General features: G+C 66.0%; 19 protein-coding genes. 10 read left to right on the top strand and 9 right to left on the bottom strand.

Annotation, left to right across the window (positions count from 1 at the left end):
• The coding region (locus tag AC1DYK_RS31705; protein WP_478169930.1) for a hypothetical protein at positions 1-201 on the bottom strand (201 nt) is incomplete at its 3' end.
• Positions 202-329: 128 nt separating this feature from the next.
• The gene (locus AC1DYK_RS31700) at positions 330-890 is read right to left on the bottom strand and encodes a cupin domain-containing protein (protein WP_478169929.1); all 561 of its coding nucleotides are present in this window, start codon (positions 888-890) and stop codon (positions 330-332) included.
• 111 nt (positions 891-1,001) lie between these two features.
• Here AC1DYK_RS31700 and AC1DYK_RS31695 point away from each other — a divergent pair, with 111 nt between their 5' ends.
• The 9 genes from AC1DYK_RS31695 to AC1DYK_RS31655 all read left to right on the top strand — a co-directional run bounded on the left by AC1DYK_RS31695 (position 1,002) and on the right by AC1DYK_RS31655 (position 11,067).
• Positions 1,002-1,874 (top strand): hypothetical protein, encoded by an 873-nt coding sequence (locus AC1DYK_RS31695; RefSeq protein ID WP_478169928.1) that lies wholly within the window; start codon positions 1,002-1,004, stop codon positions 1,872-1,874.
• Positions 1,875-2,039: 165 nt separating this feature from the next.
• A complete protein-coding gene (locus AC1DYK_RS31690; RefSeq protein WP_478169927.1) occupies positions 2,040-3,797 on the top strand; it encodes a phosphoethanolamine transferase in 1,758 nt (585 codons plus the stop codon).
• A gap of 172 nt (positions 3,798-3,969) precedes the next feature.
• Positions 3,970-5,601, top strand: coding sequence for a phospholipid carrier-dependent glycosyltransferase (locus tag AC1DYK_RS31685; protein ID WP_478169926.1), 1,632 nt, complete (start codon positions 3,970-3,972; stop codon positions 5,599-5,601).
• Positions 5,598-5,987, top strand: coding sequence for an SMR family transporter (locus AC1DYK_RS31680; RefSeq protein ID WP_478169925.1), 390 nt, complete (start codon positions 5,598-5,600; stop codon positions 5,985-5,987). Before AC1DYK_RS31685 ends, AC1DYK_RS31680 begins: the two co-directional genes overlap by 4 nt.
• Positions 5,984-7,132: a DegT/DnrJ/EryC1/StrS family aminotransferase gene (locus AC1DYK_RS31675; protein ID WP_478169924.1), complete on the top strand. Its 1,149-nt coding sequence runs from the start codon at positions 5,984-5,986 to the stop codon at positions 7,130-7,132. Before AC1DYK_RS31680 ends, AC1DYK_RS31675 begins: the two co-directional genes overlap by 4 nt.
• Positions 7,129-8,121 carry a glycosyltransferase gene (locus AC1DYK_RS31670; protein WP_478169923.1) on the top strand — a complete coding sequence of 331 codons (993 nt, stop codon included), beginning with the start codon at positions 7,129-7,131 and terminating at the stop codon, positions 8,119-8,121. The genes AC1DYK_RS31675 and AC1DYK_RS31670 overlap by 4 nt, the downstream gene beginning before the upstream one ends.
• An 8-nt stretch (positions 8,122-8,129) precedes the next feature.
• Positions 8,130-9,062, top strand: a complete 933-nt coding sequence (locus tag AC1DYK_RS31665) for a formyltransferase (RefSeq protein ID WP_478169931.1) — start codon at positions 8,130-8,132, stop codon at positions 9,060-9,062.
• A 27-nt stretch (positions 9,063-9,089) separates the two neighbouring features.
• Entirely contained in the window at positions 9,090-10,133 is a 1,044-nt protein-coding gene (locus AC1DYK_RS31660) for a bifunctional UDP-4-keto-pentose/UDP-xylose synthase (RefSeq protein WP_478169922.1), read from the top strand.
• A gap of 4 nt (positions 10,134-10,137) precedes the next feature.
• On the top strand, positions 10,138-11,067 hold the full coding sequence (locus AC1DYK_RS31655) for a polysaccharide deacetylase family protein (protein WP_478169921.1): 930 nt from the start codon (positions 10,138-10,140) through the stop codon (positions 11,065-11,067).
• A gap of 44 nt (positions 11,068-11,111) precedes the next feature.
• Here AC1DYK_RS31655 and AC1DYK_RS31650 read toward each other — a convergent pair whose 3' ends face one another.
• From AC1DYK_RS31650 to AC1DYK_RS31620, 7 genes are all read right to left on the bottom strand, one after another.
• On the bottom strand, positions 11,112-11,876 hold the full coding sequence (locus tag AC1DYK_RS31650) for a P-loop NTPase family protein (protein ID WP_478169920.1): 765 nt from the start codon (positions 11,874-11,876) through the stop codon (positions 11,112-11,114).
• 306 nt (positions 11,877-12,182) lie between these two features.
• Positions 12,183-12,506 carry a cell envelope biogenesis protein TolA gene (locus tag AC1DYK_RS31645; RefSeq protein WP_478169919.1) on the bottom strand — a complete coding sequence of 108 codons (324 nt, stop codon included), beginning with the start codon at positions 12,504-12,506 and terminating at the stop codon, positions 12,183-12,185.
• A 287-nt stretch (positions 12,507-12,793) separates the two neighbouring features.
• Complete coding sequence (locus tag AC1DYK_RS31640; protein ID WP_478169918.1) at positions 12,794-13,771, bottom strand: Bug family tripartite tricarboxylate transporter substrate binding protein; 978 nt, start codon at positions 13,769-13,771, stop codon at positions 12,794-12,796.
• Between the two features lie 120 nt (positions 13,772-13,891).
• Positions 13,892-15,307: a pyruvate kinase gene (pyk, locus tag AC1DYK_RS31635; protein WP_478169917.1), complete on the bottom strand. Its 1,416-nt coding sequence runs from the start codon at positions 15,305-15,307 to the stop codon at positions 13,892-13,894.
• 1 nt (position 15,308) lies between these two features.
• A complete protein-coding gene (locus AC1DYK_RS31630; protein ID WP_478169916.1) occupies positions 15,309-16,613 on the bottom strand; it encodes a glycerate kinase type-2 family protein in 1,305 nt (434 codons plus the stop codon).
• Between the two features lie 17 nt (positions 16,614-16,630).
• Positions 16,631-17,989, bottom strand: a complete 1,359-nt coding sequence (gene dctA, locus AC1DYK_RS31625; RefSeq protein ID WP_478169915.1) for a C4-dicarboxylate transporter DctA — start codon at positions 17,987-17,989, stop codon at positions 16,631-16,633.
• Between the two features lie 148 nt (positions 17,990-18,137).
• Positions 18,138-19,226 carry a tartrate dehydrogenase gene (locus AC1DYK_RS31620; RefSeq protein WP_478169914.1) on the bottom strand — a complete coding sequence of 363 codons (1,089 nt, stop codon included), beginning with the start codon at positions 19,224-19,226 and terminating at the stop codon, positions 18,138-18,140.
• A 113-nt stretch (positions 19,227-19,339) separates the two neighbouring features.
• On the opposite strand from AC1DYK_RS31620, the gene AC1DYK_RS31615 reads away from it, so the two are divergent.
• Positions 19,340-20,269, top strand: coding sequence for a LysR substrate-binding domain-containing protein (locus tag AC1DYK_RS31615; protein ID WP_478169913.1), 930 nt, complete (start codon positions 19,340-19,342; stop codon positions 20,267-20,269).
• Positions 20,270-20,285: the final 16 nt, after the last annotated feature.

Below are 20,285 nucleotides of genomic sequence, written 5' to 3'. Positions count from 1 at the left end.
GGGCCGGGCGGTGGCGGTGGGCCGGGCGGTGGCGGTGGTCCTGGTGGCGGCGGTGGGCCGGGCGGCGGCGGTGGGCCCGGCGGTGGCGGTGGTCCTGGCAGCGGCGGCGGGCCCGGCGGTGGCGGTGGTCCTGGCGGCGGCGGCGGCCGATGATGTGAGTCCGACACCCGCCGCTGCGAAAAGCGCCACGACGCGCGGCAAGCTTCTTCAAGTTGAACCGTTGAAGACGATAGGAGGCTCAGTCCTTCGCAGCGGACGCGCTGGATGCTCAAGACTTCGCCTGGAGACCGTGGGCGTTGCAGGTCGGCCAGTGCGAAAGCCGGGCCGGGTCACTGCTGGCTCTGAGCCACAGAAAGACCTGACGGCTCGCGGCTTGTTCCGATCAGTACCACGAGGATGCTGGATGGCGCCGAACTGCGATTGCGCCACGCGTGACGCGTGCCGTTCTGGACGTATGTGTCTCCAGCGTGAAGTTCCTTCGTCGCACCGTTGTCCAGTTCAAGCCAGATGCTGCCGGATATGACGTAGCCGAAGTCGATGGAATCGCTGGTGTGCATCCCTTGGTTTTTGGCTTCCATGTGTGCGGCCAGACCGGGAAACCTTTGTTCCATTTGAACGTACACATTCTTTCGTTCTCCCGGCGCCAGAGGTGTCTCTCGCTCTGGGGGAATGGTGAAGATGCCGAATCGGAATCCACCTGCAGGAGGAAAGAAATCGCGATAAGCCGGCGCGCTGCCTGCATCGGGAAATGACGGAAGGCTCTCTGCGCCCCACAGTTTGAGGAACTCGAAGCCGAGGCCGGCGACAACTTCAGGCTCGACGACAGCGTCGCTCGCGAACTCCGCAATCGATTCGGAGCTATGACCCGTGACAACTCGACGTGCGTGCATGGTGCCTCCTGTGTGCAAGGGATACCTGACCGAAGGAAGCATCATGCTACCGATGGCGACCTATGCTCATGGCGCGGGGCCGGCTCTCGCCGTCACTCAGGAGGTTTCGCCATGCCTATGCGAAGTCTTGTCTCCACCCTCATGGCGGCCCTTGCAGTCGCCTGCATCGCGTGGGCGCCCTCGGCCGCCGCACAGTCGGGCGCCGCGGCCTTGCGTGCGTCCTACGAAAAGCTCGCTCCAAGCTTGGCGAACAGCCCGTTCGGGCGGCCGATGGTGCTGACTTCCGCCGAAACCGAGAAGAGCCTCAGAGGCAAGGTGTACGGCGTGCTGGACCGTCCGCTGGCCAAGGTCAGTACAGCCTTGGACAAACCGGCGCATTGGTGCGACATGATGATGCTTCACCTCAACAATCGTGCCTGCCGCCTTGACGCGGGCGAAAAGACCCTGACGCTGAGCGTGGTACGCAAATATGACATCCCCGTCGACAAGGCGTTCGAGTTGAGCTTTCGCGGTCGTCTCGTCAGTGCCACGCCCGACTACTTTGAAGCAAGGTTGAACTCCGGCAAGGGACCGTTCGGCACCAGCAACTATCGCATTGCGCTCGAAGGCATTCGGCTGGAGAACGGCAAGTCATTCATCCACTTCAGCTACGCCTACGATCAGAGTTCCGCGACCGCCGCGGCGGCCAAGAGCTACCTGGCCACCTTCGGCCGCGGCAAGGTAGGCTTCACAGTCGTCGGCAGACAGCCCTCCGGCGAACCCGAACTGGTTGGAGGCATGCTGGGTCTGATCGAGCGCAATGCGATGCGCTACTTCCTGGCCGTGGACGCCTACTCGGAGGCACCGGACGCTTTCGAGAAACGACTGGCCCTGTGGTATTCAGGGACGCAAAAGTACCCACGCCAATTGAATGATCTCAGCGAAGCCGAGTACCTCCAGCTCAAGCAATCGGATCGGCAACGCCGAAGCGCGGCACGTCCCTGAAGGCACAGTTTGAGCTGCCTCCACGCGCCCAGTCCACGCGCACATTGCGTCGGGCAAAACCCGGATCAATGCGGGTCGAGGACGTCGGACGAGTCGTGGGCAATCTGAACGGATTCTGATCTGGCCGTTAAGCAACGCTTCATTGACCACGCGTATCGTGCACTCATGCACTCCCATCCTGGTGCCTCCGCCGTCGAGCAGGTCACGAGTGCCGAACCCGCATCGTCCCGCAAACGTCGCGCCGCCTTGCTACAGGTAGCAAACCAGTGGGCGTCGCGTCCTCGCTCCCCGCGCCGCATCGTCATCTGGTTGAGCATCTATCTCGGCGCGGCGGCCAACTGGCCGCTGTGGAGTGAACTGGCACGCATAGGCGGGGCGCCCAGTGTCTACGTCCCCACAAGTTTCGCAGTCGCGCTGCTGATGACTTTCGGGACGGTCGCCATGCTGTCTCTTACCGCCTGGTCACGCTGGATGAAGCCGCTGTGGCTCGGGATCGTGGTCCTGGCGGCCATCGTCCAGTACTACATGATGACCTACCGCGTCGTGATCGAGCCGACGATGCTCGCGAACGTGCTGCAATCCGACCTCCATGAAGTCAGGGAACTGCTGAATTGGCGGCTTCTCGCGAGTGTGCTGATCGTGTCAGCTCTGCCCGCATGGTTCCTGTGGCAGGTTGATGTCCAGAGGATCTCTCTCGCTTCGAATCTGTGGCGCAATGGAGCGCTGCTGCTCGCAGCGGCACTGGGAGCCGCAGGCTGCGCAGTGGCGATGAATCTGAAGCTGGCGCCGCTGATGCGCAACAATCCGCACCTGCGCTACATGCTGAATCCGTTGGCCACGCTCTATTCGGCGAGCGCCGTGGCGGTCAGGCCGATCTTCGGGCACCGGCGCCGGTTCATCCCTCCGACGGGGGTCGTGGCGCTGGGCCCCGGCTATGCCACGCAGGCCAAGCCGCCGCTGCTCGTCCTCGTGGTCGGCAAGGCGGCACGCCCGGATCACTTCGGACTCAACGGGTACGTTCGCGACACGACACCCGCGCTCGCAGCGCGAAAAGCACTGAGCTACCGCGACGTGCGTTCCTGCGGGACCAGCACGCTGGCCGCCGTCCCGTGCATGTTCTCCGGCCTGGGCAAACAGGCCTTCGAGGCCCGCCAGGATGACCACGGCAACCTGTTGGACGTGCTTCAGGCAGCCGGCCTGGCGGTGTACTGGCTCGGCAACCAGACCGACACCTGCAAAGGCGTCTGCGATCGGATTCCGCACGCCACTGCGATCGATCGCCTGGACTCGGCCGCCCGCAACGCGTTGTGCGTTGGCGACGAATGCCTGGATGAAGTCATGCTCGATGGTCTTGATGCGCGCATTGCCAGTCTGAGCGCAGCCCGCCGTGCGCCAGGCGTCGTCCTTGTCATGCACCAGATGGGCAGTCGCGGCCCGGCCTACTACAAGCGATCCTCGCCCGACACCAAGCGCTTCTTGCCCGAATGCAAAACCAATGCACTCGGGGATTGCACTCACACAGAATTGCTCAACGGCTACGACAATTCCATTGCCTACACCGATCGGTTTCTCGGCCGGGTGATCGACTGGCTTCAGACGCAGTCCGGTCAATTCGACCCAGCGCTTCTCTACATCGGGGACCATGGCGAATCGCTCGGCGAATACGGACTCTTCCTCCACGGCGTGCCGTACAGCTTCGCGCCTGAAGTGCAGAAGCGGGTGCCCATGGTCACGTGGTTCAGCAATGGCATACTTCGCCGCGCGGGCCTCTCGCCATCGTGCATGGAGGCAGGCCTCGATACCCCACTCACCCATGACAATCTCTATCACACGGTGCTCGGACTGATGGACGTGCAGACTGCTTCATACAACGCGGGGTTCGACCCGCTGTCGAGCTGCCGTGAGCCGCGGCGACCGGGATGACCAGCAGACGCTCGGAGTCGTTCAGGTTTCGGACAGGTGCGCCTCATAGCATCCAGACATGCTGACGCGGGTTTCTCCTTCAACGCCTCGCCAGGCTCGCCCCCTGGCGGAGCGCCGTGCCGCGCCCGCCGCTGCACACCTTGACTTTCGAGGTGCCAGCACCGAACGACCGTTGCCTTCCGGCTTGCTGGCGCTTCTGCTGGTCGTATTGGCAGTCGTCTGGTTCGCTTCGCTGGCCACGCGCTCGCTGATCAGTCCGGACGAGGGGCGCTACGCGAGCCTCGCCTGGGAGATGCTGCGCAGCAGCGACTGGGTCACTCCGCGCTTGAACGGGCTGCTCTATTTCGAGAAGCCTCCTTTGCAATACTGGGCCAGCGCCCTCTTCCTCCACCTGTTCGGCATGAATGTCTTCGCAGCGCGCCTGTGGCCCGCGCTGGCCGGCTTTCTCACGGTGCTGGCCGTCGGTGGAACAGCGTGGCGGTTGTGGGGCAGGGAAACCGGCATCCGCAGCCTGGCCATAGCGGCATCCATGACCTGGGTCTACGGCAACTCGCACTTCCTGACGCTCGACGCAAGCCTGACCCTGTTCCTCACCATCGCCCTCTGCGCGGTCCTGATCGCCGAGCAAACTTGCGGCACGGCTTCCGAGCGCAGGAACTGGATATGGGTCGCCTGGGCCGCGATGGCCGGCGCGGTGCTCAGCAAGGGATTGGTGGGCATCCTGATTCCCGGCGCCACGCTCGTGCTGACCTGCCTCTGGCGCCGCGATTTCGGCCTGTGGCGCCGGATGCACTGGGTGTCGGGCTTGTTGATCTTCCTGTTGCTCGCGGCGCCGTGGTTCGTGCTGGTCTCCCTTCGCAACCCGGGCTTTGCCCAGTTCTTCTTCATTCATGAACACTTCGCGCGCTACCTGAGCAAGGTTCATCAGCGCGAAGGCGCGTGGTGGTACTACCTGCCATTGCTTGTGGGCGGGATGTTCCCGTGGACCAGTGCGCTGCCGTGGCTGTGGCCCAAGCGCGCAGCCTCCGATCCATCACCAGCCATCGCGCCGCAGCACCTGCTGATCGCCTATTCGGCCTTCGTATTGCTGTTTTTCAGCGCCAGCGGATCGAAACTGCCGTCCTACATCCTGCCGATGTTCCCGGCGCTGGCGCTCCTCATCGGGCTTCGGCTCCAGCAGGCGAGTCCCCGTGCGCTGCGTCGCCACCTGTTGTTCCCCGTCGCGGTCTGGGCGATCGTCCTGGTCGCCGCCACGCAGAGCTCAAGGATCACCTCGCACTCCACGTCGGCCGAGGTGTTCGCACAGCTGGGGGCCGGAGCGCTCTGGGGTGCGGTGACCTTCCTGTCGTTCGCGGCCTTCGCGTGGTGGTTGCTGCGGCGGCGCGGTGCCACGCTGGCCATCGCGACGCTGGCGCTCGGCCACGTCATGAGCATGACGATCGTGATGGCGGCGCACGAGCCCTTCGGGCAACTCAAGAGCGCGGCACCTTTCGTGTCGGCATTGCAGCCGGTACTGAACTCCGGGGCCCCCGTCTTCGCGGTCCACGCCTACGACCAGACGCTGCCCTTCTACCTGCGCCGCGACGTCACGCTGGTGGACTACGAGGACGAGTTCGCCATGGGACAGGCCCTGGAGCCGAACCGCTCGATCGCATCGCTCGACGAGTTTGTCGCGCGCTGGCAGTCGCTTCCAGAGGCCGCGGCCTACATGGACTTTCCGAGCTACGGCGAGCTGCATGGGCGTGGCCTTCCGATGCGTATCATCTATCAGGATTCACGACGAGTGGTGGTGTCGAGAAAATGAAAATCATCGACTTCGCATGGGTGCTGACCGGCGTCCTTCTGAATGCCGCCGCCCAGTTGTTCCTGAAGGCCGGGGCGCGCAGCGTGGGCGCCATTTCCATGAGCGACGGCAGCGCCGCTCTCTGGCGCAGCGCGGCCGGGCTCGCGCAACATCCCGGCATCCTCGGCGGCCTCGTCTGCTACGCGGTCAGCGTGGTGGTCTGGATCGTCGCGCTTTCCCGGGTCGACGTGAGCATCGCCTACCCGATGCTGTCGATCGGCTATGTCGTCAACGCGGCGCTCGCCTGGTGGCTGTTCGGCGAGCAGGTCAACGCGCAGCGCTGGCTCGGCATTGCCGTCATCGTCATCGGCGTGGTCCTGGTGGCGCGCAGCGGGAGCACGCAATGAGCACGAATACAGCGGCCTTCCTCCCTTTCACCCGCCCCTCGATCGATGAGCAAACCATCGCGGAAGTCGGCGAGGTGCTCCGGTCCGGATGGATCACCACCGGGCCGAAGTGCCAGGCGCTCGAGGCTGCACTGTCCAGGCGTTGCGGCGGGCGTCCCGTGCGGCTGGTCAATTCCGGCACAGCCTCGCTCGAACTGGCATTGCGCCTGTGCGACATCGGTCCGGGCGACCAGGTCATCACCACGCCGCTGAGCTGGGTCGCCACCGCCAACGTCGTGCTGGCGGTCGGCGCCACCCCGGTGTTCGTCGATGCCGATCCAACGACGCGCAACATCGACCTCGACCGGATCGAGACGGCCCTCACACCGCGCACGCGGGCGCTGATACCGGTCGATCTGGCCGGGTTGCCCGTGGACCGGACGCGGCTCAACGAGATCGCGGCAACGCATGGCCTGCGGGTCGTCGAGGATGCCGCGCAATCCTTCGGCGCTCAATGGGACGGTCGCACCATCGGCAGCTTCGGCGACCTCGTGTCCTTCAGCTTCCACGCCAACAAGAACCTGACCTCGGGCGAAGGCGGCTGCCTGGTGATGAACAACGACGAAGAGGCGCGGCGCTTCGAGTTGCTGCGCCTGCAGGGCGTCATGCGCCTGCCCGGCGGCGGCATGGACGTCGAGGCATGGGGCGCCAAGGCGAACATGACCGACATCGCGGCAGCGATCGGCCTGGGTCAGCTGCGCAGCATCGACGATTTCAACGCCCGTCGCCGACAGCTCGCGCGGCGCTATTTCGAACGCTGGGACCGCACGCTCGGATTCGATCTGCCACCCGAGGACGCGGACGGGCACGGCAACTGGCACATGTTCCAGCCGCTGCTGCCGCACGATCTTGCATCGGCGCGCGCGGACTTCGTCGACGCCATGAAGAACCAGGGCATCGGCGTCGGCGTGCACTACCCGGCGATGCACCTGTTCTCGATGTTCCGGGCCATGGGTTACGCCCGCGGGGACTTCCCGGTCGCCGAGGACATTGGCGCACGCACGGTCACGCTGCCGCTCTTTCCGGCCATGACCGACGCCGACGTCGACCGCGTCTGCGACAGCGTGGCCGCAGTGGTGGCTCAAATGCGGAGGGCTCGGCGATGACAGTCCTGCAGGCGGTTCCTCACCACGACCCCGACATCGAGATCCCGGCCGACGCCCCTTCGCTGAGCGTCGTGATTCCGGTCTACAACGAGGAGCAGGGCCTCGCGGCCCTGTTCGCCCGGCTCTATCCCGCGCTCGACGCGCTCGGCTCGTCCTACGAGGTGATCTTTATCAACGACGGCAGTCGCGACCGCTCGGCCGCACTGCTCGCGGCGCAGTTCGAGCGCCGTCCCGACGTGACCCGGGTGATTCTCTTCAACGGCAATTTCGGCCAGCACCGGGCGATCCTGGCGGGCTTCGAGCACTGCCTGGGCGAGCGCATCGTCACGCTCGACGCCGACCTGCAGAACCCACCGGAAGACATCCGGCTGTTGCTGGACGCGATGGACCAGGGGCACGACTGCGTCGGCTCGATCCGCCGCGACCGCCAGGATTCGGCCTGGCGGCGCTGGGCGTCGCGGGCGATGAATCGCCTGCGCCACCGGCTTACGGGCATCGTGATGACCGACCACGGCTCGATGCTGCGCGCCTACAGCCGCAACGTCGTGCAGCTCATCAACCAGTGCAACGAGATGAACACCTTCATCCCGGCGCTGGCGCTGCAGTTCTCCCGCAACCCGGCCGAAGTGGAGGTCGGTCATGAGGAGCGGCATGCGGGCGAGTCGAAGTACTCGTTCTACAGCCTGGTGCGCCTCAACTTCGACCTGGTGACCGGCTTCTCGCTGGTTCCGCTGCAGGCTTTCTCGCTGCTTGGCATTGTGGTGTCGATGCTCTCCGCACTGTTGTTCGTGGTGCTGGCAACGCGCCGGCTCGTGATGGGCCCCGAAGTGGGCGGTGTGTTCACGCTCTTCGCCCTGCTCTTCCTGCTGGTGGGGCTGGCCCTGTTCGGCATCGGGCTACTGGGCGAATACGTCGGGCGCATCTACCAGGAAGTGCGCGCGCGGCCGCGTTACGTCATCAATGCGGTGCTCGAGCGCAAGCGGCCATGAAGCCTGATCTGCCCGCACGAGCGATCGTCTTCGCCTACCACGACGTCGGCGTGCGCTGCCTGCGCGTGCTGCTCGACGCCGGTGTCGAGGTGCCGCTGGTCGTCACCCACGACGATGCCGCCGGCGAGAACATCTGGTTCGGCAGCGTGGCCGAGGTCGCGAAGCGGCACGGACTGCGCTGCGCGAAGCCGGCCGATCCCCACCTGCCCGAACTGCTGGCCGAGGCGACGGCAGCGAAGCCGGACTTCCTGTTCTCCTTCTACTACCGCCACATGCTCAAGGCCTCGTGGCTGCAGGTTCCCCGCTGCGGTGCCTTCAACATGCACGGCTCGCTGCTGCCTCAGTACCGTGGCCGCGCGCCGGTCAACTGGGCCGTCATCGAAGGCGCGACCCGGACCGGCGCCACGCTGCATCGCATGAACGAGAAGCCCGACAACGGCGCCATCGTCGATCAGTGCGCGGTGCCGATCCTCATCGACGACACCGCCCACGAGGTCTTCACCAAGGTCACCGTCGCCGCGGAGATCGTGCTGGCGCGCAGCCTGCCGCGGCTGCTGGCCGGCACGACCGAGGAAATCCCCCAGGACCTCTCGCAAGGCCGCTACTTCGGTGGTCGCAGGCCGGAAGACGGCCTCATTCCCGCCACTGCGAACGCCCGGCAGATCCACAACCTCGTGCGTGCGCTCGCGCCACCCTACCCCGGCGCCTTCTGCCGTATCAACGGACAGCGGGTCCAGATCGACCGCACCCGGCTCGTCGAACAGCGACGGCACGCACCCGGTCCGGGCCTTCGATGGCTGAGCGACGCCGGCGCGCTCTGGCTGCTGGCGGCCGATGGCAGCACCCTCGAAGTGCTGGCCGCGCACGGCGATTCCGGCGCGCTCGATCCTGCCGGCTTCGAACAACGCTTCGGCGGGCGCTGCGTGCCCACTGACACCTGAATCACTTTCAACCACGGGTTGCCTGCCATGCTCAAAGTCCTCATCCTCGGCGTCAACGGCTTCATCGGCCACCACCTCACCCGTCACATCCTCGAGACCACGGATTGGCATGTCTACGGAATGGACATGCAGTCGGAGCGGGTGGCGCCCTGGCTTCACGACCCGCGCTTCCATTTCTTCGAAGGCGACATGACGATCAACAAGGAATGGATCGAATACCACGTCAAGAAGTGCGATGTCGTCCTGCCCCTGGTCGCGATCGCGACGCCGGCGACCTATGTCCAGGAACCGCTGCGTGTCTTCGAACTCGATTTCGAAGCCAACCTGCCGATCGTCCGGCAGTGTCTCAAGTACAACAAGCGGGTGGTGTTTCCATCCACCAGCGAGGTCTACGGCATGTGCACGGATGCCGCCTTCGATCCCGAAGCATCGAACATGGTCTACGGCCCGATCAACAAGCCGCGCTGGATCTACGCCGCCGCCAAGCAACTGATGGACCGCGTCATCCATGCCTATGGCCAGCAGGACGGCCTGCGCTACACGCTCTTCCGTCCCTTCAACTGGATCGGCCCGGGACTCGACAGCCTGCACACGCCCAAGGAAGGTTCAAGCCGCGTCATCACCCAGTTCCTCGGCCACATCGTGCGCGGCGAGTCGATCCGCCTGGTCGATGGCGGCAGCCAGCAGCGCGCCTTCACCTATGTGGACGACGGCATCGACGCACTGGTCAAGATCATCGCCAACAAGGACGGCGTGGCCGACTCGAAGATCTACAACATCGGCAATCCCGCCAACAACCATTCCATCCGCGCGCTGGCCGAGATGATGGTCCAGCTGGCGCGCACCCTGCCCGAATACCGCGACGCGGCCGAGGCGGTGCGGCTGGTCGACGTCTCGTCGGCCGACTACTACGGACGCGGCTACCAGGACGTGACGCATCGGGTGCCGGACATCCGCTCGACCATGCAGGACCTGGACTGGAAGCCGAAGGTCGACATGCAGCAAGCGCTGGACAGCCTCTTTGCCTACTATCGCGACGAGGCCGAGGCAGCCGCCGACCTGGCGATCTGAGGCGATGGCCTGCATCGCACTCAAGGTCGACGTCGACACCTTGCGCGGCACCCGCGAAGGCGTGCCCCGGCTGCTGACGGTCCTGCGGCTCGCCGGGGCCCGGGCCACCTTCTTGTTCAGCCTCGGGCCCGACCACACCGGCCGGGCCATCCTGCGCGTGTTCCGTCCCGGCTTTCTGAGCAAGGTTGCGCGCACCTCGGTCGTCGAGCACTACGGCTTGCGTACGCTGATGTACGGCGTCCTGCTTCCGGGTCCCGACATCGGGCGACGTGAAGCCGCCACGCTTCGGTCAGTCCGCGACGCCGGCTTCGAGGTCGGCGTGCATTGCTGGGACCATGTCGAATGGCAGGACCGGCTCCTGCTGCGCGACGCCGAATGGGCCAGGCGCCAGATGCAACTCGCGGTGGAGCGCCACACGGAGGTCTTCGGGGCGCCGCCGCGGATGCATGGCGCGGCGGGATGGCAGTTCAACGCCGCCGCCGCGCGGGCGGAGACCGCGCTGGGCATCAAGGTGGCGTCGGACGCGCGCGGTTGGTCGCCCTTCATACCGGTGGCAGACGACGGCCGCGCCATCGGACCGCCGCAGTTCCCGACGACCCTGCCCACGCTCGACGAACTGATCGGCATCGGCGGCCTCGATGCGGACAACGTCCATGCCCATCTGCTGTCGCTCACGACCGACCCCGACACGGACCATGTCTACACCCTGCACGCCGAACTCGAAGGCATGAAACTCATGCCGGCCTTCGAGCGCCTGCTGCGGGGCTGGAAGGCGCAGGGACACAGCCTGGTCGCCGTCGGCGATCTCGCGGCCGCGACCGAGCTGGCCGAACTTCCGCGGCACTTGCTGGTGCAAGGCGAGGTCGCAGGACGCTCCGGGGTGCTCGCGGTGCAAGGCCCCGCGTGGCCCGCGGCCGATGCGCCGGCGGCGTGAGTCACCCGGTATTGTGACGAATTCCGTGAAAGGGTTTTCCCGCATCAGAACCGGACGGAAGCTCGGTCGTTCATGCCCGCAGGCAAGCCCAGGGCTTGCAGGATGAGGCGCTGGTAGACGGGCCACTCCTGCTTTGCGTTTTCGATGGCCAGCTTGTCCAGCGGGAGGAGTTCGAACAGCGTATCGGTCAGGCGCCGGTAGTCCCGGTACAGGGCAACCAACCCTGCGAGGCCCGCCAACCCGCGGCGTGCGCTGTAGGGCGCCGCGAGCTTCCAGTTGACCTGGTAGGCCACCCAATCCGCGCCTCGCTCCTCGCAGACTGTCCGGATGGCTCGCTCGACGTCTTCCTGGCGAAAGTACACGACAAGAGGATTCAGCGGCGCAATGGTCGTTGCCACTGCTCGCGCATGGTCGGCGAGGATCGCCGGGTCGGATTCCATCAGGAACAGATTCGTGAGGTCGCCGTGGAACAACTGGCCGTCCATCACGCGCACGATGCCGTCGGCCCGCGACGCTTCGACCAGCGAAGCCCACCTGGCGACACTTCGGGCAGCCAACTTCGCTGGTGTGGTGTCGAGCCATGGCTGGAACCAGTGTTCCAGCTCGTCTGTCGCCCGGACCGGGTGAGGATCCGCCCTTTCGTGGACGGGCAGTGCTTTCCGGTTCGCGTCCTGCAGGCTCTTGGCGATGAAGCGCATCGTGGTCGACTTGCCCGAGCCCATGATGCCCTCCACGATGACCAGGCGATGGCGATTCGGCGCACCGGGGATTGCAGATGTCGACGGCGAGATGCTGAGTGGATTATTCACGCAGGCATGCGCCGCCCGCCGGGAAAAGAGCCTTCACTGTCGTGTTTTGGTGCAGCGCACAATGCTCATTTCTCATTGGTGGTGGCACGTCGTGGGTGCGTCGGAACAGTGCGGTGCAGCATGTCATTTTGCTGGGTAGCCCTGCCACCTGTTCCACAGAAAAAGTTGCGAACGGCAACTCATCTGCGGTGGGCCGTCCGGCCGAGAAATCCCAAGGCACGCGCGAACGATGCGTTGCGCAAGGTCGTCTCGCGCCCCCGCACCGATCACGCGCGGCTCCGGCAAGTTCTTTCGAACTGCCTCTGCTTACTTGGCGCCCGCCATGTCAGGCGTGCCGCCCTGCTTGGCCGGCGCCCGGCCCGGACGGCGAGCATCGCGGGTATCGATGCGCGCCTCGCCGGCTGCTGCCGCCTTGCCGGTGCCAACCGGATTGAGTTCTTCCGAATTCGCCGTGTCGCCGGTAGGCTTCTTCACCTTGCCCTGCGGCCGCGCATCGACCTTGGCCTGCGCCTTGTCCTGCTGCTTGCTGTTGGTGATCACCTGCTCCTGGGACGTCGTATTTGCCGGGTTCTGGGCATAGGCACCCGTGGCGAAGAGACTGGCGATCATGATTGCGACTAACTTGCTCATTGCGGTTCCTTGATGGAGGTTAATGGAAAGGACCAGCTATTTAAACGCGCAGTGGCGCGACCCGTTGACGAGATCGAGCCGACGCGCGTCGGTACAGGGCCTGGCCTTCCGGCCGTCATTCTGCCTAATGTCGGCCGGGCGGCAAGCAACTTCCAACCGTGACTGCCGGGAAGTGGCCGAGGCCGGCCCACAGCGCCTTCATCGTTTTTGGAATACCCAGCACCCTTTTTCCCCGCTTGAGGTTGTAAGCCAACGTGTGGAGAGTCAGTTTCCGGCCTTTCCAACGCTCAATCTATGGCGACCTTGGCATCCTTGACCAGCTTTGCGTACTTGATCGTGTCGTCCTTGATCTGCGCGGCCATCTGAGCGGGGGTGTCGCCCACGGGCTCGGCCCCGATCTCTTCCATGCGCTTCTTGAACTCCGGCGACTGGATGATCTTCACCATCTCGGCGTTGAGCTTGTCAACCACTTCCCTGGGCGTTCCCGCCGGCGCCAGGATGCCGAACCAGGTCCCCTGATTGAAGTCCTTCATGCCGGCCTCTGCCAGCGTCGGCACATCGGGCAGCGTGCTCGACCGCTTGGCCGTCGTCACCGCCAATGCACGCAGCTTTCCGCCCTTGATGTGCTGCACCAGCGGCGTCAGCGTGTCGAAGGACATGTCGACCTGACCACCGAGCAGGTCGGTGGTCAGCGGAGCGCTGCCCTTGTAAGGGACGTGCAGCAGTTCGACGCCGGCAATGCCGGAGAACTGCGTGCCGATCAGGTGCTGCACCGTGCCGTTGCCGTTCGAGCCATAGGACAGCTTGCCCGGCGCTGCCTTCGCCTGCGCGACCAGGCCCTTGACGTCGATCGCCGGGGACTTGGCGTTGACCACCAGCACGTTCGGCACCAGGGCCACGGTGGTGATCGGAGCAAAGCTCTTCTCGAAGTCGTAAGGCAGCTTCTTGTAGACGCTGGTGGCAATCGTGTGGTGCACCGCTCCCATCAGGAGCGTGTAGCCGTCCGGCTTGGCCTTGGCGACGTAGTCGGCACCGACCGTCGCACCGGCGCCCGGCTTGCTCTCCACGATCACCGGTTGCCCGATGCTTTGCGACAGCGGCGTGGTGATCGCGCGTGCCAGCGCATCCGAACTTCCACCAGGCGGGAACGGCACGACCAAGGTGATCGGCTTGGCGGGATAGGCCTGTGCCGCGGCGAGCGATGCCGCGAAGCCGAAGGCGATCGCTGTCACGGTGGCACGGGGGCGAAGTGTCGAAGTTCTCATGCTTGTCTCCTTATGGGTGTGATGCGACTGTAGGGATCCACAGGTGATCGATCCGGGCTGAAAGTGAATCCGTCGTTAACCTGAATTCAATAGTCCGGATGAACCATGGGGAGGCCTCGCTCAGATCTGCGCGATGCGCAGCAGGTTGGTGGTTCCAGAAGTGCCGAAGGGCATGCCGGCGGAGATCACGAGGGTGTGTCCCGAGGCGCCGAAGCCTTCCTTGCGCGCCGTGCGGCAGGCGAGCTCGCTCATCTCGGGAACGTCCACCACTTCGTGGCAGAGCACGGCATGCACGCCCCACACGAGCGCCAGGCGACGCGCCGTGGCCAGGCGAGGCGTCATGCCGATGATGGGCGCCCGCGGCCGCTCGCGCGCCATGCGCAGCGCCGAATAGCCGGAGCTGGTGTAGGCGACGGTGGCTGCGGCGTTGAGCAGGCCGGTGATGTCGCGCATCGCCGAGCCGATGGCGTCCGCCGCGCGAGGCAGTGGTTCGGGACGCGAGGAATCGATCGCAGTGCGGTAGTTCGGATCGCTCTCGGTGTGGGCAATGATGCTGCTCATCATCTTCACCGCCTCGACCGGATAGCGGCCACTGGCCGATTCCGCGGACAGCATGACGGCGTCGGCCCCTTCGTAGATGGCGGTCGCAACGTCCGAGGCCTCGGCCCGGGTGGGCACCGGCGCGCTGACCATCGACTCGAGCATCTGGGTGGCGACGATGACGGGTTTGCCGGCCCGCCTGCAGGCACGGATGATCCGCTTCTGGATCGAGGGCACCTGCTCGGCGGGCATCTCGACGCCGAGGTCGCCCCGGGCGACCATCACCGCATCCGTCTCGACCACGATGGCGTCGAGCGAGGCGATCGCCGCCGGCTTCTCCAGCTTTGCGACGATGCCGGCCCGGCCATCGACGATGCGCCTGACTTCGATGACGTCCTCGGGACGCTGGACGAACGACAGGGCCACCCAGTCGACACCGAGCGTGAGCCCGTAGGCCAGGTCCGCGCGATCCTTCTCGGTCAGGGCGGAGAGCGGCAGAACCACGCCGGGGACGTTCACGCCCTTGCGATCGGACAGCTTGCCGCCGTTGATCACTTTCGTCTCGGCGAAATCCTGGCCGAACTTCTCGACCCGAAGCCGCAGGCGACCGTCGTCCAGCAGCAGGTCGGTGCCCGTTTCGAGCGCCGCGAAGATCTCGGGGTGCGGCAGTGCCACTCGTTTGTCGCTGCCCGGCGTCTTGGTGTCCAGGTCAAGCCTGAAGGCCTTGCCTTCGACCAGATCGACCGGTCCATCGGGAAAGGTGCCGATGCGCAGCTTGGGGCCCTGCAGGTCCAGCAGCACGCCGATCGGGCGGCCGCTGTGGCGTTCGATCTCGCGGATCAGGTCCAGCCGGCGCTTGTGGTCCTCATGCGTGCCATGGCTGAAGTTCAACCGGAACACATCCGCGCCGGCATCGAACAGCGCCTGGATGGTCTCGCGCTCGTCGCTCGCCGGGCCCAGGGTCGCGACGATCTTCGCGTGCTTGTTTCTTCGCATCTCAGTTTCTCCTGTGTGCGCACTCGCCGCTGCCGTGGTCGGCAGCGATCACGATCGCGCGAAAATCGTTCACATTGGTCAGCGTCGGTCCGGTCAAGACCGAGTCGCCGAGCGCCTCGAAGAAGCCGTGGCCGTCGTTGTCGTCGAGGCGCTCACGCGGTCTCATGCCCTGCGCCCGGGCTCTTGCCAGGCTGTCGGGCGCGAGCACTGCGCCGGCAATCTCTTCCTGGCCGTCGACGCCGTCCGTGTCGCCCGCCAGTGCGTGGATGCCGGGCTCGCCGTCGAGCGCGATACCCAGGGACAGCAGGAACTCGACGTTCCGTCCGCCCCTGCCGCGTCCGCGCAGCGTGACCGTGGTCTCTCCGCCCGACAGCAGGACGCAGGGTGCCGCGATCGGCTGGCCGCGGCGGGCCACCTGCAGTGCGATGCCAGCCATGGTCTTCGCGACCTCGCGCGCCTCGCCTTCGATCGCATCGCCGAGAATGCAGGGCGTGAGGCCGGCGTCCCGGGCGATCGCCGCGGCGGCCTCGAGCGCCATTTGCGGCGTCGCGACGAATCGGGTCTCGATGGGCGGCAGGCGCGGGTCGCCCGGCTTCAACGTTTCCCCTGCGCCGCTCTCCAGAATCGAGAGTGCCGCCGCAGGCGCGTCGATCCCATGGCGGCGGAGGATCTCCAGCGCGTCGGCGCAGGTCGTGGGGTCCGGCACGGTCGGCCCCGAGGCGATGTCGACCGGATCGTCGCCAGGCACATCGGACAAGACAAGGTTCAGCACGCGCGCCGGATGGCATGCCGCGGCCAAGCGACCGCCCTTGATCGCCGACAGGTGGCGGCGCACGCAGTTCATCTCGCTGATGCTGGCTCCGCTGGCCAGCAGCGCACGATTGAGCGCCTGCTTGTCTTCCAGCGTGAGGCCGGGCAGTGCCAGCGGCAGCAGCGAGGAGCCGCCACCGGAGATCAGGCACAGCACGAGGTCGTCGCCGGCCAGGCCGCCGACGATGTCGAACATGCGTTTCGCCGCGGCTTCCCCGGACGGGTCAGGTACCGGATGCGCCGCCTCGACGATCTCGATGCGCTCGCAGGGCACGGCGTAGCCGTAGCGGGTCACGACCAGGCCGGTCAGCGGCCCGCGCCAGTGGTCCTCGACGGCGCGTGCCATCGCGGCGGAGGCCTTGCCGGCGCCGATCACCACCAGGCGACCCTTGGGAGGCGCCGGCAGGTGGCGCGGCACGCACAGCGCGGGCTGGGCGGCGGCGATCGCGGCGCCGAACATGGCGCGCAGCACGCTGCGGGGGTCTGCGGGATTCATGGCGGCTGTCCTCCGGCTCAGGCCGCGATCCGCACGCCGCCGCCGAGTTCGACGCGGATCGGCTGGACGTTGTTCGGCTCGTCGTCATCGCCTTCGTACAGCTCGTCGAGGTTCTCCGGATCGCTCTTGCCATCCAGCACCTGCGCGAGACGGTCGCGGTCGACGGCCCCCACCCAGCGGGCGATGGCGATGGTGCCCACGGCGTTCCCGATGGTGTTGGTGATGGCCCGCGCTTCCGACATGAAGCGGTCGACACCGAGCAGCAGCACCATGCCCGCGACCGGGATCTTGCCCATCGAGGCCAGCGTCGCGGCCAGCGTGATGAAGCCCGAGCCCGTGACGCCGGCGGAGCCTTTGGACGTCAGCAGCAGCACGCCCAGCACCACGAGCTGATCGGTCATCGTCAGGGGTGTGTTGGTGGCCTGGGCGATGAAGATCGCGGCCATCGTGTAGTAGATGCACTGGCCGTCGGGATTGAAGGTCAGGCCAGCGGGAACGACCAGGCCGACGACGGGCTTGGAGACGCCGGCGTGCTCCAGCTTGCGCATCAGTTGCGGGACCACCGATTCCGAGGAACTGGTGCCGAGCACCGTGAAGAGCTCGTCCTTGATGTACTTCAGGAACTTCCAGAGGCTGAATCCGGACATCCGCGAGATGATCCCGAGGACGACGACCACGAACAGGAAGCAGGTGATGTACATCGTGCCCATCAGCTTGCCGAGCGAGACGACGGAGCCCAGGCCGTACTTGCCGACCGTGAAGGCCATGGCGCCGAAGGCGGCCAGCGGGGCCAGCCGCATGATCATTCCGACCACCGCGAACACGCCATGGGTGAAGGAATCGAGGAAGTCCACCACCGGCCTGGCGCGCGGCCCGATGTGCGAGAGCGCGACACCGAACAGGGTCGCGAAGACCAGGATCTGCAGGATGTCGTTGCGGGCCAGCGCATCCACGATGCTGGTCGGCACCAGGTGCAGGATGAAGTCGACGAAGCCCTCCGGCTTGGCGCCGGCGGCCGTGTAGCTGGCGATCGCCTGGGTGTCGAGCTGGGTCGGATCGATGTTCATGCCGCGACCCGGGCCGACCACGTTGACGACCACCAGGCCGAGCGCCAGGGCAAAGGTCGACAGGATCTCGAAATAGATCAGGGCCCGGACACCGACGCGGCCGAGTTCCTTCATGTTCTCCATCCGGGCGATGCCAAGCACCACGGTGGCGAAGATGATCGGTGCGAACACCATCTTGATCAGCTTGATGAAGATGTCGCCCATGGGCTTGAAGTCGCTCCCGATGTGGGGAACGACGAAGCCGAGCGCAGCGCCGGCGAACACGCCGATGAGCACTTGGACGTACAGCTTTCCGAAGAAGCGGCGCATGGTTTGTCTCCTGGTGGATGTGCGGGCACGCGTTCACCCCTGCAGCGCTTGGCGGCTGCTTCGGGATGAGGGGCGGCGCGTGCCGCGCGGCCCCTCGGATCAGGAAGAAGAGCGCCCGGCCGCTGCGTACCGGCCGGGGGAGCGACGCTCAGGCCGCCTTGCGCTGGGCCGCGCCGGTGACCTGGTCGCACACGGCCTGGGTGACCTGTGCCGTGGTGGCGCTGCCGCCCAGGTCGCGGGTGTGGAGCGAGGGGTCGGCCGTCACGGCCTCGACCGCCTGCATGACGCGCTTGGCGGCTTCGGTCTCGCCCAGGTGCTCCAGCAGCATGGCGACCGACCAGAAGGTGCCGACCGGATTGGCCAGGCCCTTGCCCATGATGTCGAAGGCCGAGCCGTGGATCGGCTCGAACATCGACGGGTAGCGGTGCTCGGGATCGATGTTGCCGGTGGGGGCGATGCCGAGGCTGCCCGCCAGTGCGGCGGCCAGGTCGCTCAGGATGTCGGCATGCAGGTTGGTCGCGACGATGGTGTCCAGCGAGGCCGGGCGGTTGATCATGCGCGCCGTCGATGCGTCGACCAGTTCCTTGTCCCAGGTCACGTCCGGGAACTCCTTGGAGATCTGCAGCGCGATCTCGTCCCACATCACCATCGCGTGGCGCTGGGCGTTGCTCTTCGTGATGACGGTCAGCAGCTTGCGCGGACGCGACTGCGCAAGCTTGAAGGCGAAGCGCATGATGCGCTCGACGCCGGCGCGGGTCATGATCGAAACGTCCGTGGCCGCTTCGATCGGGTGACCCTGGTGCACGCGGCCCCCGACGCCGGAGTATTCGCCTTCGGAGTTCTCGCGCACGATGACCCAGTTCAGGTCGTCCGGGCCGCAGCGCTTCAGGGGGCCGTCGATGCCCGGCAGGATGCGCGTGGGGCGGACGTTGGCGTACTGGTCGAAGCCCTGGCAGATCTTCAGGCGCAGGCCCCAGAGAGTGATGTGGTCGGGAATGTGCGGGTCGCCGGCCGAACCGAACAGGATCGCGTCCTTGTCGCGCAGGGCGTTGAGGCCGTCGTCCGGCATCATCACGCCGTGCTCGCGGAAGTAGTCGCCGCCCCAGTCGAAGTTCTCGAACTGGAACTTGAAGCTGCTGCTGGCCGAAGCCAGGGCTTCCAGCACCTGCTGGCCGGCGGGCACGACCTCCTTGCCGATGCCGTCGCCAGGGATGGTTGCGATCTTGTACGTCTTCATGGGGTGTCTCCGTGGGGTGGTGGGTAGGTGGAGTGAATGTAGAAACTCGACGGCCTGCTGGCTCGGCGCTAAAGTGAATCCATTGTTAACTTCAGTTCAACAGTGGAGCCACCATGACCCACGCGATCCTGCCGGCCGATCTGGGCTTCTTTTCAGCGCTGGCGAGCGCCGGAAGCCTCAGCGCGGCCGCCCGCGAGCTCGGCGTCACCACGCCTGCCGTGAGCAAGCACCTGGCCCTGATGGAGTCGAGGGTCGGGGTCTTGCTGGTCAACCGCTCGACGCGCCGCATGAGCCTGACGCCCGAAGGCGAGCTGTACCTGGAACATGCCCGCCGGATCCTTGGCGAGATCGACGGGATGGAGGAGCTTCTCGGGGTTTCGAAGGCGATGCCCAAAGGCCTGCTGCGGGTGAATGCGACGCTGGGTTTCGGGCGCAGTCACGTGGCGCCGCTGATCTCGAGCTTCGTTCGCAAATACCCCGAAGTCGAGGTTCAGCTGCAACTCTCGGTCAACCCGCCCTCGCCGACCGAGGATCTGTTCGACGTCTGCGTGCGCTTCGGCGCGCCACCGGACAGTCGCGTGATCGCCAGGAACATCGCGGCCAACCGTCGCCTGCTGTGCGCGGCGCCGGCGTACCTGGCGAAGCACGGAATCCCGAAGGTCCCCAGCGACCTGGCCAGACACAACTGCATCGGGATCCGTCAGGGCGAAGAGGCTTACGGCGTGTGGCGCCTTGCCAGCGGGAGGGGTCGGAATGCGAGTACCGAAGCGGTGAAGACGCGGGGAAACCTGAGCACCAACGACGGCGAGATCGCGGTGAACTGGGCCCTGGATGGCCACGGCATCCTGATGCGGGCCGAGTGGGACATCGAACGCTACCTGGGCAACGGCCGCCTTGTGCACGTGTTGCCGCAGTACTTCACGCCGGACGCCGACATCTACGCGGTGTATCCGCAGCGGCACCAGCTCGCGGCGCGGGTGCGGGCCTTCGTGGATTTCCTGGCGCTATCGTTCACGCAGCAAGCGGCCTCGGCGAAATCGTAGCGCGGGCGGCCCCCCG

The organism is Variovorax sp. P2_H12, from assembly GCF_056403395.1.
Note: the sequence above shows the minus strand (reverse complement) of the source record. Positions and strands in the feature narration are given on the sequence as shown.

Bases quoted from the DNA above. Each gene is read 5' to 3' on its own strand.
- dctA (WP_478169915.1), bottom strand. From the start codon at position 17,989: ATGCGCCGCTTCTTCGGAAAGCTGTACGTCCAAGTGCTCATCGGCGTG.
- AC1DYK_RS31640 (WP_478169918.1), bottom strand. From the start codon at position 13,771: ATGAGAACTTCGACACTTCGCCCCCGTGCCACCGTGACAGCGATCGCC.
- AC1DYK_RS31670 (WP_478169923.1), top strand. From the start codon at position 7,129: ATGACAGTCCTGCAGGCGGTTCCTCACCACGACCCCGACATCGAGATC.
- AC1DYK_RS31660 (WP_478169922.1), top strand. From the start codon at position 9,090: ATGCTCAAAGTCCTCATCCTCGGCGTCAACGGCTTCATCGGCCACCAC.
- AC1DYK_RS31620 (WP_478169914.1), bottom strand. From the start codon at position 19,226: ATGAAGACGTACAAGATCGCAACCATCCCTGGCGACGGCATCGGCAAG.
- pyk (WP_478169917.1), bottom strand. From the start codon at position 15,307: ATGCGAAGAAACAAGCACGCGAAGATCGTCGCGACCCTGGGCCCGGCG.
- AC1DYK_RS31690 (WP_478169927.1), top strand. From the start codon at position 2,040: ATGCACTCCCATCCTGGTGCCTCCGCCGTCGAGCAGGTCACGAGTGCC.
- AC1DYK_RS31630 (WP_478169916.1), bottom strand. From the start codon at position 16,613: ATGAATCCCGCAGACCCCCGCAGCGTGCTGCGCGCCATGTTCGGCGCC.
- AC1DYK_RS31675 (WP_478169924.1), top strand. From the start codon at position 5,984: ATGAGCACGAATACAGCGGCCTTCCTCCCTTTCACCCGCCCCTCGATC.
- AC1DYK_RS31645 (WP_478169919.1), bottom strand. From the start codon at position 12,506: ATGAGCAAGTTAGTCGCAATCATGATCGCCAGTCTCTTCGCCACGGGT.
- AC1DYK_RS31680 (WP_478169925.1), top strand. From the start codon at position 5,598: ATGAAAATCATCGACTTCGCATGGGTGCTGACCGGCGTCCTTCTGAAT.
- AC1DYK_RS31700 (WP_478169929.1), bottom strand. From the start codon at position 890: ATGCACGCACGTCGAGTTGTCACGGGTCATAGCTCCGAATCGATTGCG.
- AC1DYK_RS31695 (WP_478169928.1), top strand. From the start codon at position 1,002: ATGCCTATGCGAAGTCTTGTCTCCACCCTCATGGCGGCCCTTGCAGTC.
- AC1DYK_RS31615 (WP_478169913.1), top strand. From the start codon at position 19,340: ATGACCCACGCGATCCTGCCGGCCGATCTGGGCTTCTTTTCAGCGCTG.
- AC1DYK_RS31655 (WP_478169921.1), top strand. From the start codon at position 10,138: ATGGCCTGCATCGCACTCAAGGTCGACGTCGACACCTTGCGCGGCACC.